Genomic DNA, 17,891 nt, shown 5'->3' with positions numbered 1-17,891 from the left:
AGCGAGAACCCGGAATCCATCGAACCACGGAGTGAGCGGCGCAGTGGATTCCGGGCTCGCCCTGCGAGCGCCCCGGAATGACGCCCGAATCCGCCCCTTCGCCTTGATTCCCATCCCCGCCGTCGATACGGTCCCGCGCGATTCAAACCCCCCGCGAGAGCCCGATCTGACGATGGACGCCTCATTGCCCGCCCATATGCGCCCGGAACGCTCGTTCCAAGGCTTCATCCTCGCGCTCCAGCGGTTCTGGGCCGAGCAGGGCTGCGTGATCCTGCAGCCCTACGACATGGAGATGGGCGCGGGCACCTTCCATCCGGCGACCACGCTGCGCGCGCTCGGGCCAAAGCCCTGGAACGCGGCCTATGTGCAGCCCTCGCGCCGGCCCAAGGACGGCCGTTACGGCGAGAACCCGAACCGGATGCAGCATTATTACCAGTTCCAGGTGATCATGAAGCCGTCGCCGCCGAACCTTCAGGATCTGTACCTGAAGTCGCTCGCCGCGATCGGCATCGATTCCGCCGTGCACGACATCCGCTTCGTCGAGGACGATTGGGAGAGCCCGACCTTGGGCGCCTGGGGTTTGGGGTGGGAATGCTGGTGCGACGGCATGGAAGTCAGCCAGTTCACTTACTTTCAGCAGGTCGCCGGCTTCGAATGCGCGCCGGTCGCGGGTGAGCTCACCTACGGGCTCGAGCGCCTCGCGATGTATGTGCAGGGCGTCGACCGCGTCTACGACCTCAATTTCAATGGGCGCGACGGTGATGCCAAGGTTACCTATGGCGACGTGTTCCTGCAGGCCGAGCAGGAATATTCGCGGCACAATTTCGAAGTCGCCGACACCGCGATGCTGTTCGAACAGTTCAAGATGGCGGAAGCAGCTTGCAGAAAATATCTCGACGCCGGTTGGCGCGACGGCGGCAACAAGAAGCAGCATCTGATGGCGCTGCCGGCCTATGACCAGTGCATCAAGGCGAGCCACGTCTTCAACCTGCTCGATGCCCGCGGCGTGATCTCCGTGACCGAGCGGCAGAGCTACATTCTGCGCGTGCGCGAGCTGGCAAAGGCTTGCGGCGAGGCCTGGATCCATACTGAAGCGGGCGGAGCGGCCTGATGCCCGATCTTTTGCTTGAACTGTTTTCCGAAGAAATCCCCGCGCGCATGCAAGCCAAGGCGGCCGACGATCTGCGCCGCATGGTCACCGACAAGCTGGTTGCCGAAGGCCTGGTCTACGAGGGCGCGAAGGCGTTTGCGACGCCGCGCCGCCTTGCGCTCACCGTGCACGGCATCCCTGCGCGCCAGCCTGATCTGAAGTCCGAGCGCCGCGGACCCAAGGTCGGCGCGCCCGATGCGGCCGTGCAGGGCTTCCTCAAGGCGACGGGGTTGAAGTCGCTGGACGAGGCAAAAATCCAGCGCGACCCCAAGGGTGATTTCTACATCGGCTTGATCGAGAAGCCCGGCCGCGACGCGATCGACGTGCTCGCCGAGATCCTGCCTGTCATCATCCGCACCTTCCCCTGGCCGAAATCGATGCGCTGGGGCGCGCGTTCCGGCAAGCCCGGCTCGCTGAACTGGGTGCGTCCGCTGCACGCGATCACCGCGACCTTCGGCCCCGAGACCGAAGAGCCCGATGTCGTGAAGTTCGAGGTCGACGGCATCGAGAGCGGCCAGACCACTTACGGCCACCGCTTCCTCGCGCCGGCCCCGATCTCCGTGCGCCGCTTCGAGGACTACGAGGCGAAGCTTCTTGCCGCAAAAGTCGTGCTCGACCCCGAGCGCCGCAAGGACGCCATCCTCACCGACGCCAAGCAGCTCGCCTTTGCGCAAGGTTTTGAGCTGGTCGAGGATCAGAACCTGCTCGATGAGGTCGCCGGCCTCGTCGAATGGCCGGTCGTGCTGATGGGCTCGTTCGAGCCGGAGTTCTTGCGGACGCCCGACGAAGTCATCCGCGCCACCATCCGCAACAACCAGAAGTGCTTCGTGGTGCGCGACCCCAAGACGGGCAAGCTCGCGAGCAAGTTCATCCTGGTCGCCAATATCGAGGCGACCGACGGTGGCAAAACCATCATTGCCGGCAACGAGCGCGTGATCCGCGCGCGGCTGTCGGATGCGAAGTTCTTCTACGAGACGGACCTCAAGACCAAGCTCGAGGACCGGCTGCCGAAGTTCGATCAGATCGTGTTTCACGAGAAACTCGGGACGCAGGCGGAGCGGATCAAGCGCATCGAGCGCCTTGCTGCTGAGATCGCGCCGCTGGTCGGCGCCGATGTCGGCAAGGCAACGCGCGCGGCGCATCTCGCCAAGGCGGATCTGCTGACTGAAGTCGTCGGCGAATTCCCTGAAGTGCAGGGCCTGATGGGCAAGTACTACGCGCTGGCGCAAGGCGAGGACACCTCCGTCGCCGCGGCTAGCGAGGAGCACTACAAGCCGCAAGGGCCTGCTGATCGCGTTCCGACCGATCCGGTCAGCGTCGTGGTGGCGCTCGCGGACAAGATCGATACCCTGGTTGGGTTCTGGGCGATCGACGAGAAGCCGACGGGCAGCAAGGACCCCTATGCGCTGCGTCGTGCGGCGCTGGGTGTGATCAGAATTGTCTTGGAGCAGAGCGATCGCATTTCCCTGACGCCGATTTTCCAGGCTGGAATTGCACTTCACGTCATCCGTGGCACCGACGCCACTTTCGAAGACATTGTTCGTGTTGTTCGCAATCCGACCCCCAATCCGACATTCCTTCGAAAAAGGGGGGCAATCGCAGCCAATAACGTTGTCTCACTGATCGGTGATCTCCTCGCCTTCTTCGCCGATCGCCTCAAGGTCCAGCTCCGCGAGCAGGGCGCGCGCCACGATCTCGTCGATGCCGTGTTCGCGCTCGGCGGCCAGGACGATCTCCAGATGATCGTCCGCCGCGTCGAGGCGCTCGGGAAATTCCTCGACACTGACGACGGCAGGAATCTGCTCGCCGGCACCAAGCGCGCCAGCAACATCCTCTCGATCGAGGAGAAAAAGGACAAGCGCAGCTTCGACGGCGCGCCGGATGCTGCGCTCTACAGCCTCGCTGAGGAGAAGGCGCTGGCCAAGGCGATCGGTGAGGTCAAGGCGGAAGCCAGCGCTGCGGTGGCCAAGGAAGACTTCGCCGCCGCGATGAGCGCGATGGCAAAGCTGCGTCCGCCGGTCGATGCCTTCTTCGACAAGGTGCGCGTCAACGACGACGATCCGAAGGTGCGCGAGAACCGCCTGAAGCTCCTCAACGAGATCCGCAGCGCCACGCGCGCGGTGGCGGACTTCTCGAAGATCCAGGATTGAGGCCGCGGTCGCGCGGCAAACACCGCTGTCATTCCGGGGCGCGCCACTTGGCGCGAGCCCGGAATCCATTTCTCCTCTTCACGCGCGGCACGATGGATTCCGGGCTCGCGCTCCGCGCGCCCCGGAATGACAGAGCGAAAAAATGCCCCGCCCGGCGGGGGGAGAACCGGGCGGGGCCTGATGTCCGATTTAACACTGCTCGCGCCAGCCTGATGTGACGCGCCGGACATCGAATGGAGCGGCTGCGTCTTTAGTCCAGCACCTCGACGATGCGGCGCGAGCGCGGCTCGACCAGCACGGTTTCGCCGTTCACGACGGTGTAGCGATAGGTCGTGGCGCCGAAACGTTGCGGCACGTCATAATAGGTGACGCCTGCCTCGGGTAAGGTGGTGCCGACCACCACGCGATCCGGAATGCGGAAGGGCGGCACACGTTGTTCGACGACATATTCGCGGAAGGCGGGCCGCTGTTCGACGGCAATCGTCGGCGCGCCGTCGACCATGGCGGGCGCGCGTCCGATCGTGACATCGCTTTGCGCCTGCGCCGCAAGGGGCGCGCCGGTTGCGGCCGCGAGCGCTGCGAGAGCAAAAATCCTGTTCCGCATGGACAACTCCTTCGACGTGATTCTGCGGACGCGCCAGCGGCGCGACCGGTTGCCAATGCATGCCTCAAGCCAATGTTCCGGGAAAATGACTGCCGTAACAGCGGCAATTTCGGGCAGTTTTCGTGAGGCCGGAACTCGCAGCAGCCCTTGCGCATCTCTACTCCCGGAACCCAGCGGGTTATGATCCGCGCGATTCGTCTCACCTCACAGAAAGATAATTCATGCACATCACCGTCGCCCACATTTCGCCGATCCTGTCGTTGATTGCGGGCGTGCTCATCCTGATCATGCCGCGGCTTCTCAACCTCATCGTCGCGATCTTCCTCATCGTCAACGGCGCGATCGGGCTCGGGCTCCTGAAGTGGCTCCGCTTCTAGGCGTTCACTTTTCGGAACTGTCCGTCTTGCGCGGGCCCGCCCAAAGTGGTGTAAGGCCCGCGATTTCCCATTCCTCTCGCAGGTTGTGTGCAAGCTATGGCCAAAGCCGCCTCGAAGCCCAAGAAAATGCCAGCGAAAATCCCAGCGAAATCAAAGCCCTCCGCCGCCGCAAAGGCAGCGCCGCCAGCCCGCAAGGCACTGGCCAAGAGCGCGCCGAAGCCGGTCGCCAAAGCCGCCGCAAAGCCCGCGGCCAAGGCCGTGACCAAGGCGGCTCCGCCAAAGGTTGCCGCGCAGCCCGCGCCGAAGAAGGCTGCACCCGCCAAGACGGCGCCGGCGGCGGCTAAGGCCGGCAAATGGGTGTACACGTTCGGTGACGGCAAGGCCGAGGGCCGGACGGAAATGCGCGACCTGCTCGGCGGCAAGGGCGCCAACCTCGCCGAGATGGCCAATCTCGGCCTGCCGGTGCCTCCGGGCTTCACCATCCCGACCTCGGTCTGCACCTATTTCTACGAGCACGACAAGACCTACCCGAAGGAACTGAAGCCGCAGGTTGAGAAGGCGCTCGACTATGTCGGCAAGTTGACCGGCAAGGTGTTCGGCGACACCAGGAACCCGCTGCTCGTCTCGGTACGCTCCGGCGCGCGCGCCTCGATGCCGGGCATGATGGACACCGTGCTCAATCTCGGTCTCAACGACCAGACCGTGGAAGCGCTGGCCGAGCTGTCGGGCGACCGCCGCTTCGCCTATGACAGCTATCGCCGCTTCATCACGATGTATTCCGACGTGGTGCTCGGCTTCGAGCATCATCACTTCGAGGAGATCCTCGACACCTTCAAGGACAGCCAGGGCTACACGCTCGACACCGATCTGTCGGCCGAAGATTGGGTCGAACTGGTCGGCAAGTACAAGGACGCGGTCGCACGCGAGACCGGCAAGGAATTCCCGCAGGATCCGCACGACCAGCTCTGGGGCGCGATCGGCGCGGTGTTCTCATCCTGGATGAACGCGCGCGCGGTGACCTACCGCAAGCTGCACGACATTCCGGAATCCTGGGGCACCGCGGTCAACGTGCAGGCCATGGTGTTCGGCAACATGGGCGAGACCTCGGCCACCGGCGTTGCCTTCACCCGCAACCCCTCGACCGGCGAGAGTAAGCTTTACGGCGAATTCCTGATCAACGCGCAAGGCGAGGACGTGGTCGCGGGCATCCGCACGCCGCAGGACATCACCGAGGAAGCGCGGAAGGAGTCGGGCTCCGACAAGGCGTCGATGGAAGCAGCGATGCCGGAAGCGTTCAAGGAGCTGACGCGGATCTACACGCTGCTCGAGAAGCACTACCGCGACATGCAAGACATGGAGTTCACGGTCGAGCAGGGCAAGCTGTGGATGCTGCAGACCCGCGGCGGCAAGCGCACCGCGAAGGCGGCGCTGCGCATCGCGGTCGAACTCGCCAATGAGGGCCTGATCTCGAAGAAGGAAGCGGTGACGCGGATCGATCCGGCCTCGCTCGATCAGCTCCTGCATCCGACCATCGATCCCAACGCCAAGCGCGACGTGATTGCGACCGGCCTGCCGGCGTCCCCGGGCGCCGCGTCCGGCGAGATCGTGTTCTCCTCGGACGAAGCGGCCAAGCTTCAGGCCGACGGGCGCAAGGTCATCCTGGTCCGCATCGAGACCAGCCCGGAAGACATCCACGGCATGCACGCCGCCGAAGGCATCCTGACCACGCGCGGCGGCATGACCTCGCACGCGGCGGTGGTCGCGCGCGGCATGGGCAAGCCCTGCGTCTCCGGCTGCGGCACCATCCGCGTCGATTACGGCCGCGGCACCATGAGCATCGGCTCGCGCACCTTCAAGACCGGCGATGTCATCACCATCGACGGCTCGCTCGGCCAGGTGCTCGCCGGCCGCATGCCGATGATCGAGCCGGAGCTGTCCGGCGAGTTCGGCACGCTGATGAATTGGGCCGACCAGGTCCGCAAGATCGGCGTCCGGGTCAACGGCGACACGCCGGACGACGCGCGCACCGCGATCAAGTTCGGCGCGGAAGGCATCGGCCTCTGCCGCACCGAGCACATGTTCTTCGAGGAGACGCGCATCCGCACGGTGCGCGAGATGATCCTCTCCGAGGACGAGCAGTCGCGCCGCGCCGCGCTGGCAAAGCTGCTGCCGATGCAGCGCGCCGACTTCGTCGAGCTGTTCGAGATTATGAAGGGCCTGCCCGTCACGATCCGGCTTCTGGATCCTCCCCTTCATGAATTCCTGCCGCACACCCATGCCGAGGTCGAGGAAGTGGCGCGCGCCATGAACACCGACCCGCGGCGCCTCGCCGACCGCGCCCGCGAGCTCTCGGAGTTCAACCCGATGCTCGGCTTCCGCGGCTGCCGCATCGCGATCGCCTATCCCGAGATCGCCGAGATGCAGGCCCGCGCGATCTTCGAGGCGGCGGTCGAGGCGCAGAAGCGCACCGGCAAGGCCGTCGGCCTCGAGGTGATGGTGCCGCTGATCGCGACCAAGGCCGAGCTCGACCTGGTCAAGGCACGGATCGATGCCACCGCACAGGCCGTGATGCGCGAGACCAACACCAAGCTGGCCTATCAGGTCGGCACTATGATCGAGCTGCCGCGCGCCTGCCTGCTTGCGGGCGAGATCGCGCAGTCGGCCGAGTTCTTCTCGTTCGGCACCAACGACCTGACGCAGACGACCTACGGCATCAGCCGCGACGACGCGGCGAGCTTCCTCGGTCCCTACGTCGCGAAGGGCATCCTCACGGTCGATCCCTTCATCTCGCTCGATCAGGAAGGCGTCGGCGAGCTGGTCAAGATCGGCGTCGCCCGTGGCCGCAAGACCCGCACGTCGCTCAAGGTCGGCATCTGCGGCGAGCACGGCGGCGATCCCGCCTCCGTCGCCTTCTGCCACCATATCGGTCTCGACTACGTCTCCTGCTCACCCTACCGCGTGCCGATCGCGCGGCTTGCAGCGGCGCAGGCCGCGCTCGGCAAGGCGATCGCGAGCCAGGCGTAAGCCGAAACACAGACTTGAATTGAGAGAGGCGGGGCCCAGCCCCGCCTCTCATTTTTGGCACTGCTCTCTCCGCGTCGTCATTGCGAGCGTAGCGACTTGTCCGCCGAAGCCTCGGCGAAGGCGGAAGCGATCCAGAATCGTTCCGCAGAGGGACTCTACTCGGCGTCCCTCACATCATCCCCGTCTCATCCTCCTCGGCCTGCCCGATCAGCGCCTCGCTCGCTACCGCCTCGCGGCGGGGCACGACGAACATCATCACGCAGGCGCAAAGGATCGAGATCGCGAGCACCGCTGAGATCAGCGGCAGCGTCGTTGCGGAGTGGCCGCCGAGATAGGCGCCGAACTGCGACATCAGCGCGCCAATGCCTTGCTGCAGGAAGCCCATCGCGCCCGAGGCGGTGCCCGCCGCTTCGGGACGGATGCTGATAGCGCCGGCGGCGGAATTCGCCATCACGAAGGCGTTGCCGGCCATCACGATCATCTGGGTGCCGAACAGCCAGGCGGGCGCCTCGTTCCAGCCGACGAAGCTCCAGAGCAGGTTCGCAAGACTGCCGCAGAGCTGCAGGGCGAGCCCGAACCAGATCAGCTTCTCCAGCGAGTGCCGCGGCGCAAAGCGCACGCAGAGCAGATTGCCGACCAGAAACGCAAAGCCCGTCGTCGCGAACCAGGCGCCGTATTCGGCGCTGCTGCGGCCCATCTGCGTCACCACGATGTAGGGCCCGCCGCCGGCGAAGGTGAAGATGATCTGGGACGCCAGCACTTGGCACATCACATAGCCGACGAAGGCGCGATTGCGGATCAGCATGCCGAGATCGCCGCGGAAGCCGCTGCCGGCGGCGCGGCTGCGGCGGGTCTCAGGCAGCGCCAAGGCGATTGCGACGGCAACGACGATGGCCGCTATGGTGATGGCATAGAAGATCGCGCGCCAGCCGAACGCGGTCTCGATCAGGCCGCCGGTGAGCGGCGAGACCATCTGCCCGATCATCAGCGCCGCGACCACGAGGCTGATCATCGAGGCGACGCGGTCGCGCTCGTAGATGTCGCGGATGATGGCCCGGCTGATCACCATGCCGGATGCGCCGCCGAGCGCCTGAAAGAAGCGTGCGGCAATCAATTGCGGCAGGGTCTCGGCGAAAATGCAGGCGACGCTAGCCGCCGCCATCAGTGCAAGTCCTCCGAGCAGCACCGGACGCCGCCCGAACCGGTCCGACAGCGGGCCCATGATCAGCTGCGACAGTGCGATGCCGACCATGTAGAGCGACACCGTCATCTGCGCGATCGAGATGTCGCTGCCGAAATCCGTCGCCAGCACCGGCAGCGCCGGAACCAGGATGTAGAGCGAGATCGGTGCGACCCCGGTCATCACCACCAGCAGCAGCAACACCAGGCGCGAGGTCGCGATGTTTTTCGTCGCCGTGTCCGGCGGCCTGCTGATCATGCCGTGCATAGGTCGTCCGTCGTCCGAATTCGAATCGACTGTAGCGTTCCCGCGCAAGATCGATATCAGCGATTCGGAATGCGGCTATTCGGATTTCGGGACGGTTATGATGAGGGCACGATGGCGACCGTTTGGGCGCGCTGCTCGTGCCACAAAGCAGGTGTCATTTCCCGCGAAGGCGGGGAATCCAGTATTTCAGAGCCGGGAGTGATTGAGCCGAGATGGTGCGGCGTAGTGGGATGCCCCGCCTTCGCGGGGCATGACAGCTGTAATGCGGAAAGAGCGTTGCGCAAATCGCGTAGCGCTATGCACAACGACGAGCCTACGCCCTCAGCTCCGCCGTGGCCTGATCGAGCCAGGCCTTTGTTGCCTCATCCAGCGCCGGCCGCACGTCGTCCCTGACGCGCGCATGGTACGCGTTCAGCCAATCGAGCTCGTCGCGGCTCAGCATCGCGACATCGATCAGGCGACGGTCAATCGGTGCCAGGGTCAGCGTCTCGAACGCGTTCATCGGCTTCTCGGCACCCTTGATGTCGGCGGCGACGACCAGCTCGAGATTCTCGATGCGGATGCCGAAGCCATCGGTCTTGTAATAGCCAGGCTCGTTGGACAGGATCATGCCGCGCTTCAGCGGCGTGGTGCCGAGCTTCGAAATTCGCGCCGGTCCTTCGTGCACCGAGAGATAGCTGCCGACGCCGTGGCCGGTGCCGTGCTCGAAATCGAGCCCGACGGCCCAGAGATGTTGCCGCGCCAGCGTGTCGAGTTGCGCGCCCGTGGTGCCGTCCGGAAAGACGGCGCGCGCGATCGCGATGTGGCCGCGCAGCACGCGGGTGAAGCGGTCGCGCATCTCATCCGTCGGCTCGCCTACCGCCATGGTGCGCGTGACGTCGGTGGTGCCGTCTTCATATTGCGCGCCGGAATCGATCAGCAGGAGATCGCCGGGCGCGATCCGCCGGTTGCTCTTGCGGGTGACGCGGTAATGCACGATGGCGCCGTTCGGGCCGGTGCCGGAGATGGTCGGGAACGAGACGTCCCTGAGCGGGCCGGTGTCGCGGCGGAAGGTTTCCAGCGCCTCGACCGCGTCGATCTCGGTGAGCTTGCCGCTTGGCGCCTCGCGATCGATCCATGCGAGGAAGCGCGCCAGCGCCACGGCGTCGCGCAGGTGAGCCGTCTTGGTGCCCTTGATCTCGGTCGCGTTCTTGACCGCCTTCAGGAGTGCAACAGGGTCGCTGCCGCGCACCGGCTTGCCGCCGGCGCCGGTGATCAGCCGGCTGAGCGCGTCGGCCGCGGTGGCGTTGTCGAGCGCGATCGATCCACCGCTCTTGGCCAGCGCCATCAGCGTCGGCGCCATCGCGTCCGGTTCGCGCACGTCGGCGGACTGCTCGAGATGGTCGCGCGTGAGATTGGAGAGCTTGCGGTGGTCGATGAAGATAGTGGGACGGCCGTCCTTCGGCACCAGCGCGTAGGACAGTGGCAGCGGCGTATGGGCGACGTCGGCTCCGCGGATGTTGAAGGTCCAGGCCACCGCGTGGCTGTCCGACAGCACCAAGGCATCGGTGCCGAGCTTGGCAATCTCGGCCCTGATCTGCGTCAGCTTCTCCGCTTCAGCGACACCGGCATGCTGAAGGCTGTGTACCGCGACGGGGGCGAGCGGCGGCTGCGGCCGGTCCTGCCAGATCGCGTCGATCGGATTGCTGTCGACCGCGACCAGCTCGGCCCCGGCCTTGGCGCAGGCGGCGGACAATCGTTCGGCTGCCGAAAAAGTGTGCAGCCACGGATCAAATCCGAGGCGGTCGCCGGTTTTCAGATGCGCCGCCACCCAGCTCTCCGGCGGCGGATCGATCAGCGATTCCACCGCCCATGCCCTGGTATCGACCTGCTTGGCGGCTTGCAGCGTGTAGCGGCCGTCGACGAACAGCGCAGCCTCATGCGGCAGAACCATTGCTAGTCCCGCCGAGCCGGTAAAGCCGGTCAGCCAGGCGAGCCGCTCTTCCGATGGCGGTACATATTCGTTCTGCTGCTGATCGGCACGTGGCACGACGAAGCCGATCAACTTGCGACGGGCAAGTTCTTCGCGAAGTGCGGCCAGTCGTGCCGCCAAGGCGACGCCGGCCTCCGGCTCCTCGAATGTCTGGAAGTGCGCTTCGAACATGGTGGATCACTTTAGGATCATGGAGATCAGTCCGCAATGTAGACGCATTTGCGTCGCATCTGGCATGGACCGTGCTTGAAATAGTTCCATTCGAATTGAGTGGAGTAAAGGATGCGGCAGTTGCGCTTCGTCCGGATAACAGGGAAATTCGAGCGGGTGGTTCATCTCAACGGCGAGGGGACACACGATGCCAGCGTTCACCTTTGAGAAGATTTCGCCGCCGGCGCGCCGCGCTCCGACAGCGGCAGTACCGAAGAAGCGGCGCGGCCTCATCAGCCAGATGATCGACCGTTTCGCCGAGCGCCGCGCCAGGCGCGCTTTGCAGGGGCAGGGCGCGTCACGCCGCGACAAGAAGCCGGCGGAATAGCGGGGCGAGGGATCGCACCGCCGTCGCGACGCGGTTAGTTCATCCGACCTTCCTCAGCAACAGACTGCTCCACCCCTCGATGCGCAGATGCTTCACCGGCACGAGGCCGCGGGTGCGGTAGGCGCCGATCACGGCGGGCGCTTGGTGCGTCAATAGGCCGGAGAGGATGATGCGGGCGCCAGGCGCAAGGTGCCGCGTCATCGGGTTCGCCAATTGCCGCAACGGATTGGCAAGGATATTGGCGAGCACCAGGTCGAACGGGCCTGCACGCGCAAAATCCGGCGCGGCAAAGCCGGTGGCGCGGATCACCCGCACATGGTTGCCAACTTCGTTCAGCGTGGCGTTCTCGGCGGCCACCCGGACCGACGGCGGATCGATGTCGGAAGCCAGCACCGCGCGATGCAGCGCCTTCGCCGCCGCGATCGCCAGCACGCCCGTGCCGGTGCCGAGATCGAGCAGGCTCCTCGGGCGGGAGCTCTTCAGGACATGGTCAAGCAGAAGTAAACAGCCGCGCGTCGTGCCATGGTGACCGGTGCCGAAGGCGAGCGCCGCCTCGATCTCGATGGCGAGTTTGTTCGGCGCCACACGGTCGCGATCGTGGCTGCCGTGCACGACGAAGCGGCCGGCCGGCACCGGGACGAGATCTTCAAGGCTGGCCTTGACCCAGTCCTTGGCTTCGACAGTGTCGAAGACGAGCGTCGCCGCGATCTCATTTCCTGCTGAAGTTGCAACGAGTTCGCGCAGCCATGCCTGATCGGGCGCTGCGGCGAAATGCAACGTGACGTCCCAGCGTCCGTCGGGCCGCTCGAACGCGGCGACCGCCGCATCGCCATCGAAAAACACCTCGGTGAGCACGTCGACGACGTGCTTGGCGTCGGCTTCGCTGCCGATCGCAAAGCTGGCGCGATGGGTCGGGGAAGGCTGCATTCAGGGGTCCGTTGAGTTCAATTTTTGGAACTTTTAACGCCCAGTTTCCGGACAAGTTAAGGGTTCCGCGTTAACGCGCCTGTAGCGGGTGCCCACGTATATTTTCGGATGTACAAGCAAGCCCACGCAGCTTGCAATTGAAACGGAGGCGAGTCTTGAAGCGCATGGTTCAGAAGTTCTGGTCGGACGAGTCCGGTGCAACCGCAATCGAATACGGCCTGATTGCCGCGGGTATCGCCCTGGCGATCATTACCGTGGTGAACGGCCTGGGCACCACCATGAACGAGAAGTTCACTTCGATTAGCACCTCCTTGAAGTAATTTCCGCCGCCATTTCCCAGCGGGGGCTATTTTCTTCAAAGGCTGTTCCTGATCACCGCCCGCTGGGGTTTCCCCTGGCGGGCGAGGTCGTTTTTGCCGCCCGATTTCACAGCTTATCCTCCTGCTTGTCCGGACCTTGTCCACCACTTTTCCCCTGAGCGCCCCGCCGATTTCCCACCGGCTTTCCCAGGATCGCTCCTGGCGGTATCGCCCAGGCCTCCTCTGGCCGCTCACAGGCCTTTCGACAGCCTGTCCACAACCAATCCACAGGCCTATCCACGGCTTCCGAACAGGGCGCGGTGATCCCGCAGGATCGCCTGCGCGGCGTTATGGCCGGGCGCGCCGGTAACGCCGCCGCCGGGATGGGCGCCCGAGCCGCAATGGTAGAGGCCTCTCAGCGGCCCGCGATAATCGGCGTGGCCCAGCATCGGCCGGGCCGAGAACAGCTGGTTCAGCGTCAGCGCGCCGTGGAAGATGTCGCCGCCGAGCAGCCCGAACTGCCGCTCGAGATCGAGCGGAGACAGGATCTGGCGGCCGAGCACGCTCGCCGCGAAGCCCGGGGCGTACTTGTCCACCGTCGCGATCATGAGATCGGCGACCTCGTCGCGATGGTCGTCCCACGATTTTCCGTCGGGAAGCTCCGGGGCGACATGCTGGCAGAACAGGCTCGCGACATGCTTGCCGGCCGGGGCCAGCGTGTCGTCGAGCGTCGAGGAGATCAGCATTTCCACCACGGGCTCGCGGCTCCAGCCCTGCGCGCGCGCATCGCTCCAGGCGCGGTCCATATAGCCGAGACTCGGCGCCAGGATGATGCCGGAGCTGAGGTGATCGCCCCCGCCTGAGAGCGCCGTGAAGGACGGCAGGCGGTCCAGCGCCACATTCATCCGGAAGGTGCCGGAGCCGTTCTTCCAATGCCGCATGCGGGCGAGGAAGTCCGCAGGCAGAGCATCGGCCGCGATCAGTTGCGTGTAGAGCAGCTTCGGATTGACATTGGCCGCCACATACTTTGCGCGGATCGCAGAGCCGTTCTCCAGCACGACGCCGACGGCGCGATCGCGCTCGACGATGACCTCGCGCACACCGGCATCCGTTTCAATCATGACGCCGCGGTCGCGTGCCGCGCGCGCCATCGCCTGCGTGATCGCGCCCATGCCGCCGATGGCGTGGCCCCAGACCCCCTTCTTGCCGTTCACCTCGCCGAAGGCGTGATGCAGCATCACATAGGCCGAGCCCGCGGCGTAGGGGCTGGCATAGTTGCCGACGATGGCGTCGAAGCCGAACAGCGCCTTGACCAGATCATGCTCGAAACGTTCATCCAGCATCTCGCCGGCCGAGCGCGTGAACAGATCCAGCAGGCTGCGGCTCTGTTCCAGCGTCAGGCCGCGCAGAATGTTGGCGCTCTGCAAAGCGTTCACGGCCTCGCGGATCGCGTTGGTGCCAAAACCGTCGAGCAGGTTCGGAGGCGCGCGCAGCACGAACCGCCTGAGCACGTCGGCGATGTCTTCCAGCTCGCGGGCGAAGCCGTCGAGCGCTTCCGCATCATGCGCGCTGAGCCGCGCCACCGAGGCTTTCGTCCGCCCCTCGCCGGTGAGGAGATAGCTGCCATCCGGCGCGGGCAGAAAATTCTGCGCACGCCGCTCGACGATGCGCAGGCCCTGTTCGGCGAGCCTGAGGTCACGGATCACCTGCGGATTGAGCAGGCTCACGGTGTAGGCGGCGACAGAATTGCGAAAGCCGGGGTGAAACTCCTCGGTCACCGCGGCACCGCCGACCACCTTGCGCCGCTCGACCACGCGCACGCGCAGGCCCGCCATCGCGAGATAGGCCGCGCAGGTGAGGCCGTTGTGGCCCGCGCCGATGATGATGACGTCGGTTTCTGACATGAAGAATGCAAGGCCCGGTCTACTGTCATTCCGGGGCTCGCGAAGCGAGAGCCCGGAATCTCGAGGTTCCGGGTCGATGCTGTGCATAGCCCGGAACGACTCTCTTATATCAGGCATTCCTTGCTGCAACATCACGCCACGCTTTATTGCCCGTGCAGGCGCCTTGTGCTCCATTGCGCGCGGTCCGGCGCCCGCCGGGTTTGAGCCGGAGCATTCATGGATTCGATCGTGCAACCCGCCGCCACGGAGCAGCCGTCGTCGGCGCGCAACCGGCTGCTGCTGGCGGTGTACACCGCTGCCATCTTCGTCAGCGCGCTGCTGCTGTTCTCGGTGCAGCCGCTGTTCACCAAGATGGTGCTGCCGCGGCTCGGCGGCTCGCCGGCGGTGTGGTCGGTGGCCATGGTGTTCTTCCAGTCGCTGCTGCTGGCCGGCTATGCCTATGCGCATCTGCTGATGCAGGCGCGGAACCGGATCGTCCCCGTCGCGGTGCATCTGGTGCTGCTGCTCGCCGCCTTCGCGACGCTGCCGCTCGGCATCGCCTCCGCCTATGGCGAGCCGCCGGCTTCGGGCTACGCCTTCTGGCTGCTCGGCCTGTTCGCGGTCTCGATCGGGCTGCCGTTCTTCGCGCTCGCCGCCAACAATCCGCTGCTGCAGGCCTGGTTCGTCCGCACCGGCCATCCGGCCGGCCATGATCCGTATTTCCTCTACGCCTCCTCCAATATCGGCAGCTTCCTCGCGCTGTTGTCCTATCCGTTCCTGCTGGAGCCGATGTTCACCCTGCAGATGCAGAACCGGTTCTGGACCGGTGGCTATGGCCTGCTGATCCTCCTCATCGGCGCCTGCGGCGTGCTGTTGTTGCGTTCGCCGAAGCTGGCGCTGACCGACACGCGGGCCGAAGACGTGAATGCACCCGCGCCCGGCCTCTTGACGCGGCTGCGCTGGATCTTCCTCGCCGCCGTGCCCTCGGGCCTGCTCATCGCCGTCACCGCGCACATCTCGACCGACGTCGCGGCGGCGCCGCTTTTGTGGGTGCTGCCGCTGTCGCTTTACCTCTTGACCTGGGTCGTCGTGTTTCAGTCGCGGCCGCTGCTGCCGCACAAATGGATGCTGATGCTCCAGCCGGTCGCGATCGCGGGTGTCGTCGTCCTGCTGGCTTTCGGCGGCGAGCAGAATCTGCTGCTGACGCTCGGCGGGCATCAACTCTGCTTCTTCGTCATCGCCATGGCCTGCCACGGCGAGCTGGCGCGGACGCGGCCTGCCGCCAGATATCTCACCGGCTTCTATGTCGCGCTGTCGTTCGGCGGCATGGTCGGTGGCTTGTTCGCGGGACTCGTTGCGCCCTTCACCTTCTCCTGGATCGCCGAATATCCGATCCTGGTCGCGCTTGCCGCGCTGTGCCGTCCGTCCGCGAACGAGCGGCTGGCCGCAATCGTCAAATGGTACTGGCTGGCGCTCGCGGCGATCGCGGTGGCGCTCATCGCGCCGTCATATACGACCGGCGGCCTTTTGACCTGGTTCGAGGATCATCGTGTCTGGGTCGCCGGCGCCGTCGGCGTGCTCGCCGCGCTGCTCGCGCTGATCCTCAATGCCGGGCGCTGGAAGATCTTTGCCACCGTCGCGCTGGCGCTGGCGTTGATCCGCGTCTATCCCGCTGACGAGGGTCGCGTCACGACCGTGCGCAGCTTCTTCGGCGTGCACAAGATCGTGGTGACGCCGGGCGGCTATTTCCATGTGCTGATGCACGGCACCACGATTCATGGCGCCGAGCGTTTCCGCAACAATGACGGCACGCCTGTGACCGGCCGGCCCGAGCCGATCACCTATTATCACAAGGACGGCGGCATCGGTCAGGCCGTCAGCGCGATCCGCGAGCGCAAGGGCGCGCCGCTGAAGGTCGCCGCAATCGGCGTCGGCTCCGGCACGCTCGCCTGCGCCGCCGAGCGGGGGGAGGACTGGACCTTCTTCGAGATCGACCAGTCCATGGTCGACGCCGCGCGCGACCCCAGGAATTTCCGCTACATCTCGAGCTGCATGCCGGACATGAAGCCCGTCATCGGCGATGCGCGCCTCACCTTCGCCAAGGAGCCCGACGGCGCCTATGATCTCGTCATCGTCGACGCCTATTCGTCCGACGCGATCCCGATCCACCTTGCGACCGAAGAGGCGATGAAGATCTACAAGGACAAGCTCGCGCCTCACGGCGCCGTGGTGATGCACGTCTCCAACCGGCATCTGGATCTCGAGACCGTCGTCGTCGGCATTGCGGACGCCAACGATCTCAGGAGCTGGGTCTTCAACGAGGATTCCGGCCGCGATTCCGACTACATCTTCTCGACCGACGTCGTCATCTCCGCGCGCGAGGAGGCCGATATCGGCAGGCTCGCATCCTCCAAGCAATGGGAGCAGACCGAAGCCGACGACAGGGCGCGGGTCTGGACCGACGATTATTCCAACATCCTGGGCGCGCTGTATCGGCGCTGGAAGGACGGCGAGTAGGGGACGCGAGCGCGGCCTAAGGCGCCACCGGCGTCCCCGCCGGCAGCGCAATCCCCTTCTCGCCGGCGACCTGCCGCAGCAGGTCCGGCCGGTCCGAGATGATGCCGTCGACGCCGATCTCGATCATCCGCGCCATGTCTTCACGCTTGTTCACCGTCCAGACCACCACGCGCAGCCCGAGCGCGTGAGCCCCCGTAACGAGCGCTGCGGTCACGTCGCCGAAATAGGGCGACCAGATCGCGCCGCCCGCAGCCTTGATCGCCCGCGGCAGCGAGCCGCCGTGATCGGCCGGGCTGAACCCCGCCGTCCACTTCGTCGCCTTGTCGAGCGCCACCGTCGGAGCCGAGCCGCGCTGGATCGTCAGGTACACGGTTGGGATCTTCGGCGCCTGCTGCTGGATGAGCAGCAGGGTCCGCCAGTCGAATGACTGGATCATGACGCGATCCGAGAATCCTTCCGTCTCGATCACCCCGAGCAGCGTCGCGACGAACGCCTGCGGATCAAGCGTCTCATCCGGATGGTTCGGATCGATCTTGGTCTCGATGTTGAAGCGCACCTTGGTGTTGCCGGACTTGCGCACCAGCGCGAACAGTTCGCGCAATGTTGGAATGCGCGTCCCCGGCAGCGCATGCTGGTCGGGGAATTGTCGTGCGTAGGCGCTGTCGGGGCGGATCCGGCCGACGTCATAGGTCCTGACCTCGTCGAGCCGCAGCTTGACGAAGGGCGTGCCGGGCGGAGCGATGTAGGCGCCATCGGGCCGCCGTGCCAGATCGGGATTGAGTCCGCGCTCATGCGCGACGATGACTTCGCCGTCGGCGGTCACGCCGACGTCGAGCTCCAGCGTGTCGACGCCCATCGTCAGCGAATGGGCGAAGGCGGGCAGGGTGTTTTCCGGCAGCAGCGCCCGCCCGCCGCGATGCGCCTCGAGGTCGAAGGCCAAATCAGATCCCATGGCTTGTCCGGCAGTGAGCAGCGAGAGCAGCACCGGGATTGTCGTGGCGCG

Annotated in this window: 13 protein-coding genes; 7 read left to right on the top strand and 6 right to left on the bottom strand. The window is 65.5% G+C overall.

Going from position 1 to position 17,891, the window contains the following annotated elements; translation table 11 throughout:
• Nucleotides 1-172 precede the first annotated feature (172 nt).
• Together P0R31_RS31475 and glyS are read left to right on the top strand one after the other, a co-directional pair.
• Entirely contained in the window at nucleotides 173-1,111 is a 939-nt protein-coding gene (locus P0R31_RS31475; RefSeq protein WP_275518442.1) for a glycine--tRNA ligase subunit alpha, read from the top strand.
• Nucleotides 1,111-3,300: a glycine--tRNA ligase subunit beta gene (gene glyS / locus P0R31_RS31470; protein ID WP_275518441.1), complete on the top strand. Its 2,190-nt coding sequence runs from the start codon at nucleotides 1,111-1,113 to the stop codon at nucleotides 3,298-3,300. The genes P0R31_RS31475 and glyS overlap by 1 nt, the downstream gene beginning before the upstream one ends.
• A gap of 250 nt (nucleotides 3,301-3,550) precedes the next feature.
• Here the strand turns inward: glyS and P0R31_RS31465 are convergent, their stop codons facing one another.
• Nucleotides 3,551-3,904, bottom strand: a complete 354-nt coding sequence (locus P0R31_RS31465) for a DUF1236 domain-containing protein (RefSeq protein WP_036006381.1) — start codon at nucleotides 3,902-3,904, stop codon at nucleotides 3,551-3,553.
• Nucleotides 3,905-4,125: 221 nt separating this feature from the next.
• On the opposite strand from P0R31_RS31465, the gene P0R31_RS31460 reads away from it, so the two are divergent.
• Nucleotides 4,126-4,281 carry a DUF3096 domain-containing protein gene (locus P0R31_RS31460; RefSeq protein ID WP_008562090.1) on the top strand — a complete coding sequence of 52 codons (156 nt, stop codon included), beginning with the start codon at nucleotides 4,126-4,128 and terminating at the stop codon, nucleotides 4,279-4,281.
• 96 nt (nucleotides 4,282-4,377) lie between these two features.
• A complete protein-coding gene (ppdK, locus tag P0R31_RS31455) occupies nucleotides 4,378-7,305 on the top strand; it encodes a pyruvate, phosphate dikinase (RefSeq protein ID WP_275518439.1) in 2,928 nt (975 codons plus the stop codon).
• 169 nt (nucleotides 7,306-7,474) lie between these two features.
• On the opposite strand, the gene P0R31_RS31450 is transcribed toward ppdK, so the two are convergent.
• Nucleotides 7,475-8,752: a multidrug effflux MFS transporter gene (locus P0R31_RS31450; protein ID WP_275518438.1), complete on the bottom strand. Its 1,278-nt coding sequence runs from the start codon at nucleotides 8,750-8,752 to the stop codon at nucleotides 7,475-7,477.
• Between the two features lie 313 nt (nucleotides 8,753-9,065).
• Nucleotides 9,066-10,895: an aminopeptidase P family protein gene (locus P0R31_RS31445; RefSeq protein WP_275518437.1), complete on the bottom strand. Its 1,830-nt coding sequence runs from the start codon at nucleotides 10,893-10,895 to the stop codon at nucleotides 9,066-9,068.
• 187 nt (nucleotides 10,896-11,082) lie between these two features.
• Here P0R31_RS31445 and P0R31_RS31440 point away from each other — a divergent pair, with 187 nt between their 5' ends.
• Nucleotides 11,083-11,262 (top strand): hypothetical protein, encoded by a 180-nt coding sequence (locus tag P0R31_RS31440; protein ID WP_275518436.1) that lies wholly within the window; start codon nucleotides 11,083-11,085, stop codon nucleotides 11,260-11,262.
• 39 nt (nucleotides 11,263-11,301) lie between these two features.
• Here P0R31_RS31440 and P0R31_RS31435 read toward each other — a convergent pair whose 3' ends face one another.
• Entirely contained in the window at nucleotides 11,302-12,189 is an 888-nt protein-coding gene (locus tag P0R31_RS31435; RefSeq protein ID WP_275518435.1) for a 50S ribosomal protein L11 methyltransferase, read from the bottom strand.
• Nucleotides 12,190-12,353: 164 nt separating this feature from the next.
• Here P0R31_RS31435 and P0R31_RS31430 point away from each other — a divergent pair, with 164 nt between their 5' ends.
• Entirely contained in the window at nucleotides 12,354-12,509 is a 156-nt protein-coding gene (locus P0R31_RS31430) for a Flp family type IVb pilin (protein WP_124160098.1), read from the top strand.
• 272 nt (nucleotides 12,510-12,781) lie between these two features.
• On the opposite strand, the gene P0R31_RS31425 is transcribed toward P0R31_RS31430, so the two are convergent.
• The gene (locus P0R31_RS31425; protein WP_275518434.1) at nucleotides 12,782-14,392 is read right to left on the bottom strand and encodes a phytoene desaturase family protein; all 1,611 of its coding nucleotides are present in this window, start codon (nucleotides 14,390-14,392) and stop codon (nucleotides 12,782-12,784) included.
• Nucleotides 14,393-14,608: 216 nt separating this feature from the next.
• On the opposite strand from P0R31_RS31425, the gene P0R31_RS31420 reads away from it, so the two are divergent.
• Complete coding sequence (locus P0R31_RS31420) at nucleotides 14,609-16,888, top strand: fused MFS/spermidine synthase (RefSeq protein WP_275518432.1); 2,280 nt, start codon at nucleotides 14,609-14,611, stop codon at nucleotides 16,886-16,888.
• A 16-nt stretch (nucleotides 16,889-16,904) separates the two neighbouring features.
• On the opposite strand, the gene P0R31_RS31415 is transcribed toward P0R31_RS31420, so the two are convergent.
• Complete coding sequence (locus P0R31_RS31415) at nucleotides 16,905-17,840, bottom strand: glycerophosphodiester phosphodiesterase (protein ID WP_275518431.1); 936 nt, start codon at nucleotides 17,838-17,840, stop codon at nucleotides 16,905-16,907.
• Nucleotides 17,841-17,891 lie beyond the last annotated feature (51 nt).

It is taken from the genome of Bradyrhizobium yuanmingense (assembly GCF_029167105.1).
Taxonomy (GTDB): domain Bacteria; phylum Pseudomonadota; class Alphaproteobacteria; order Rhizobiales; family Xanthobacteraceae; genus Bradyrhizobium; species Bradyrhizobium yuanmingense_A.
This window is presented reverse-complemented; position numbering and strand designations above follow the sequence as displayed.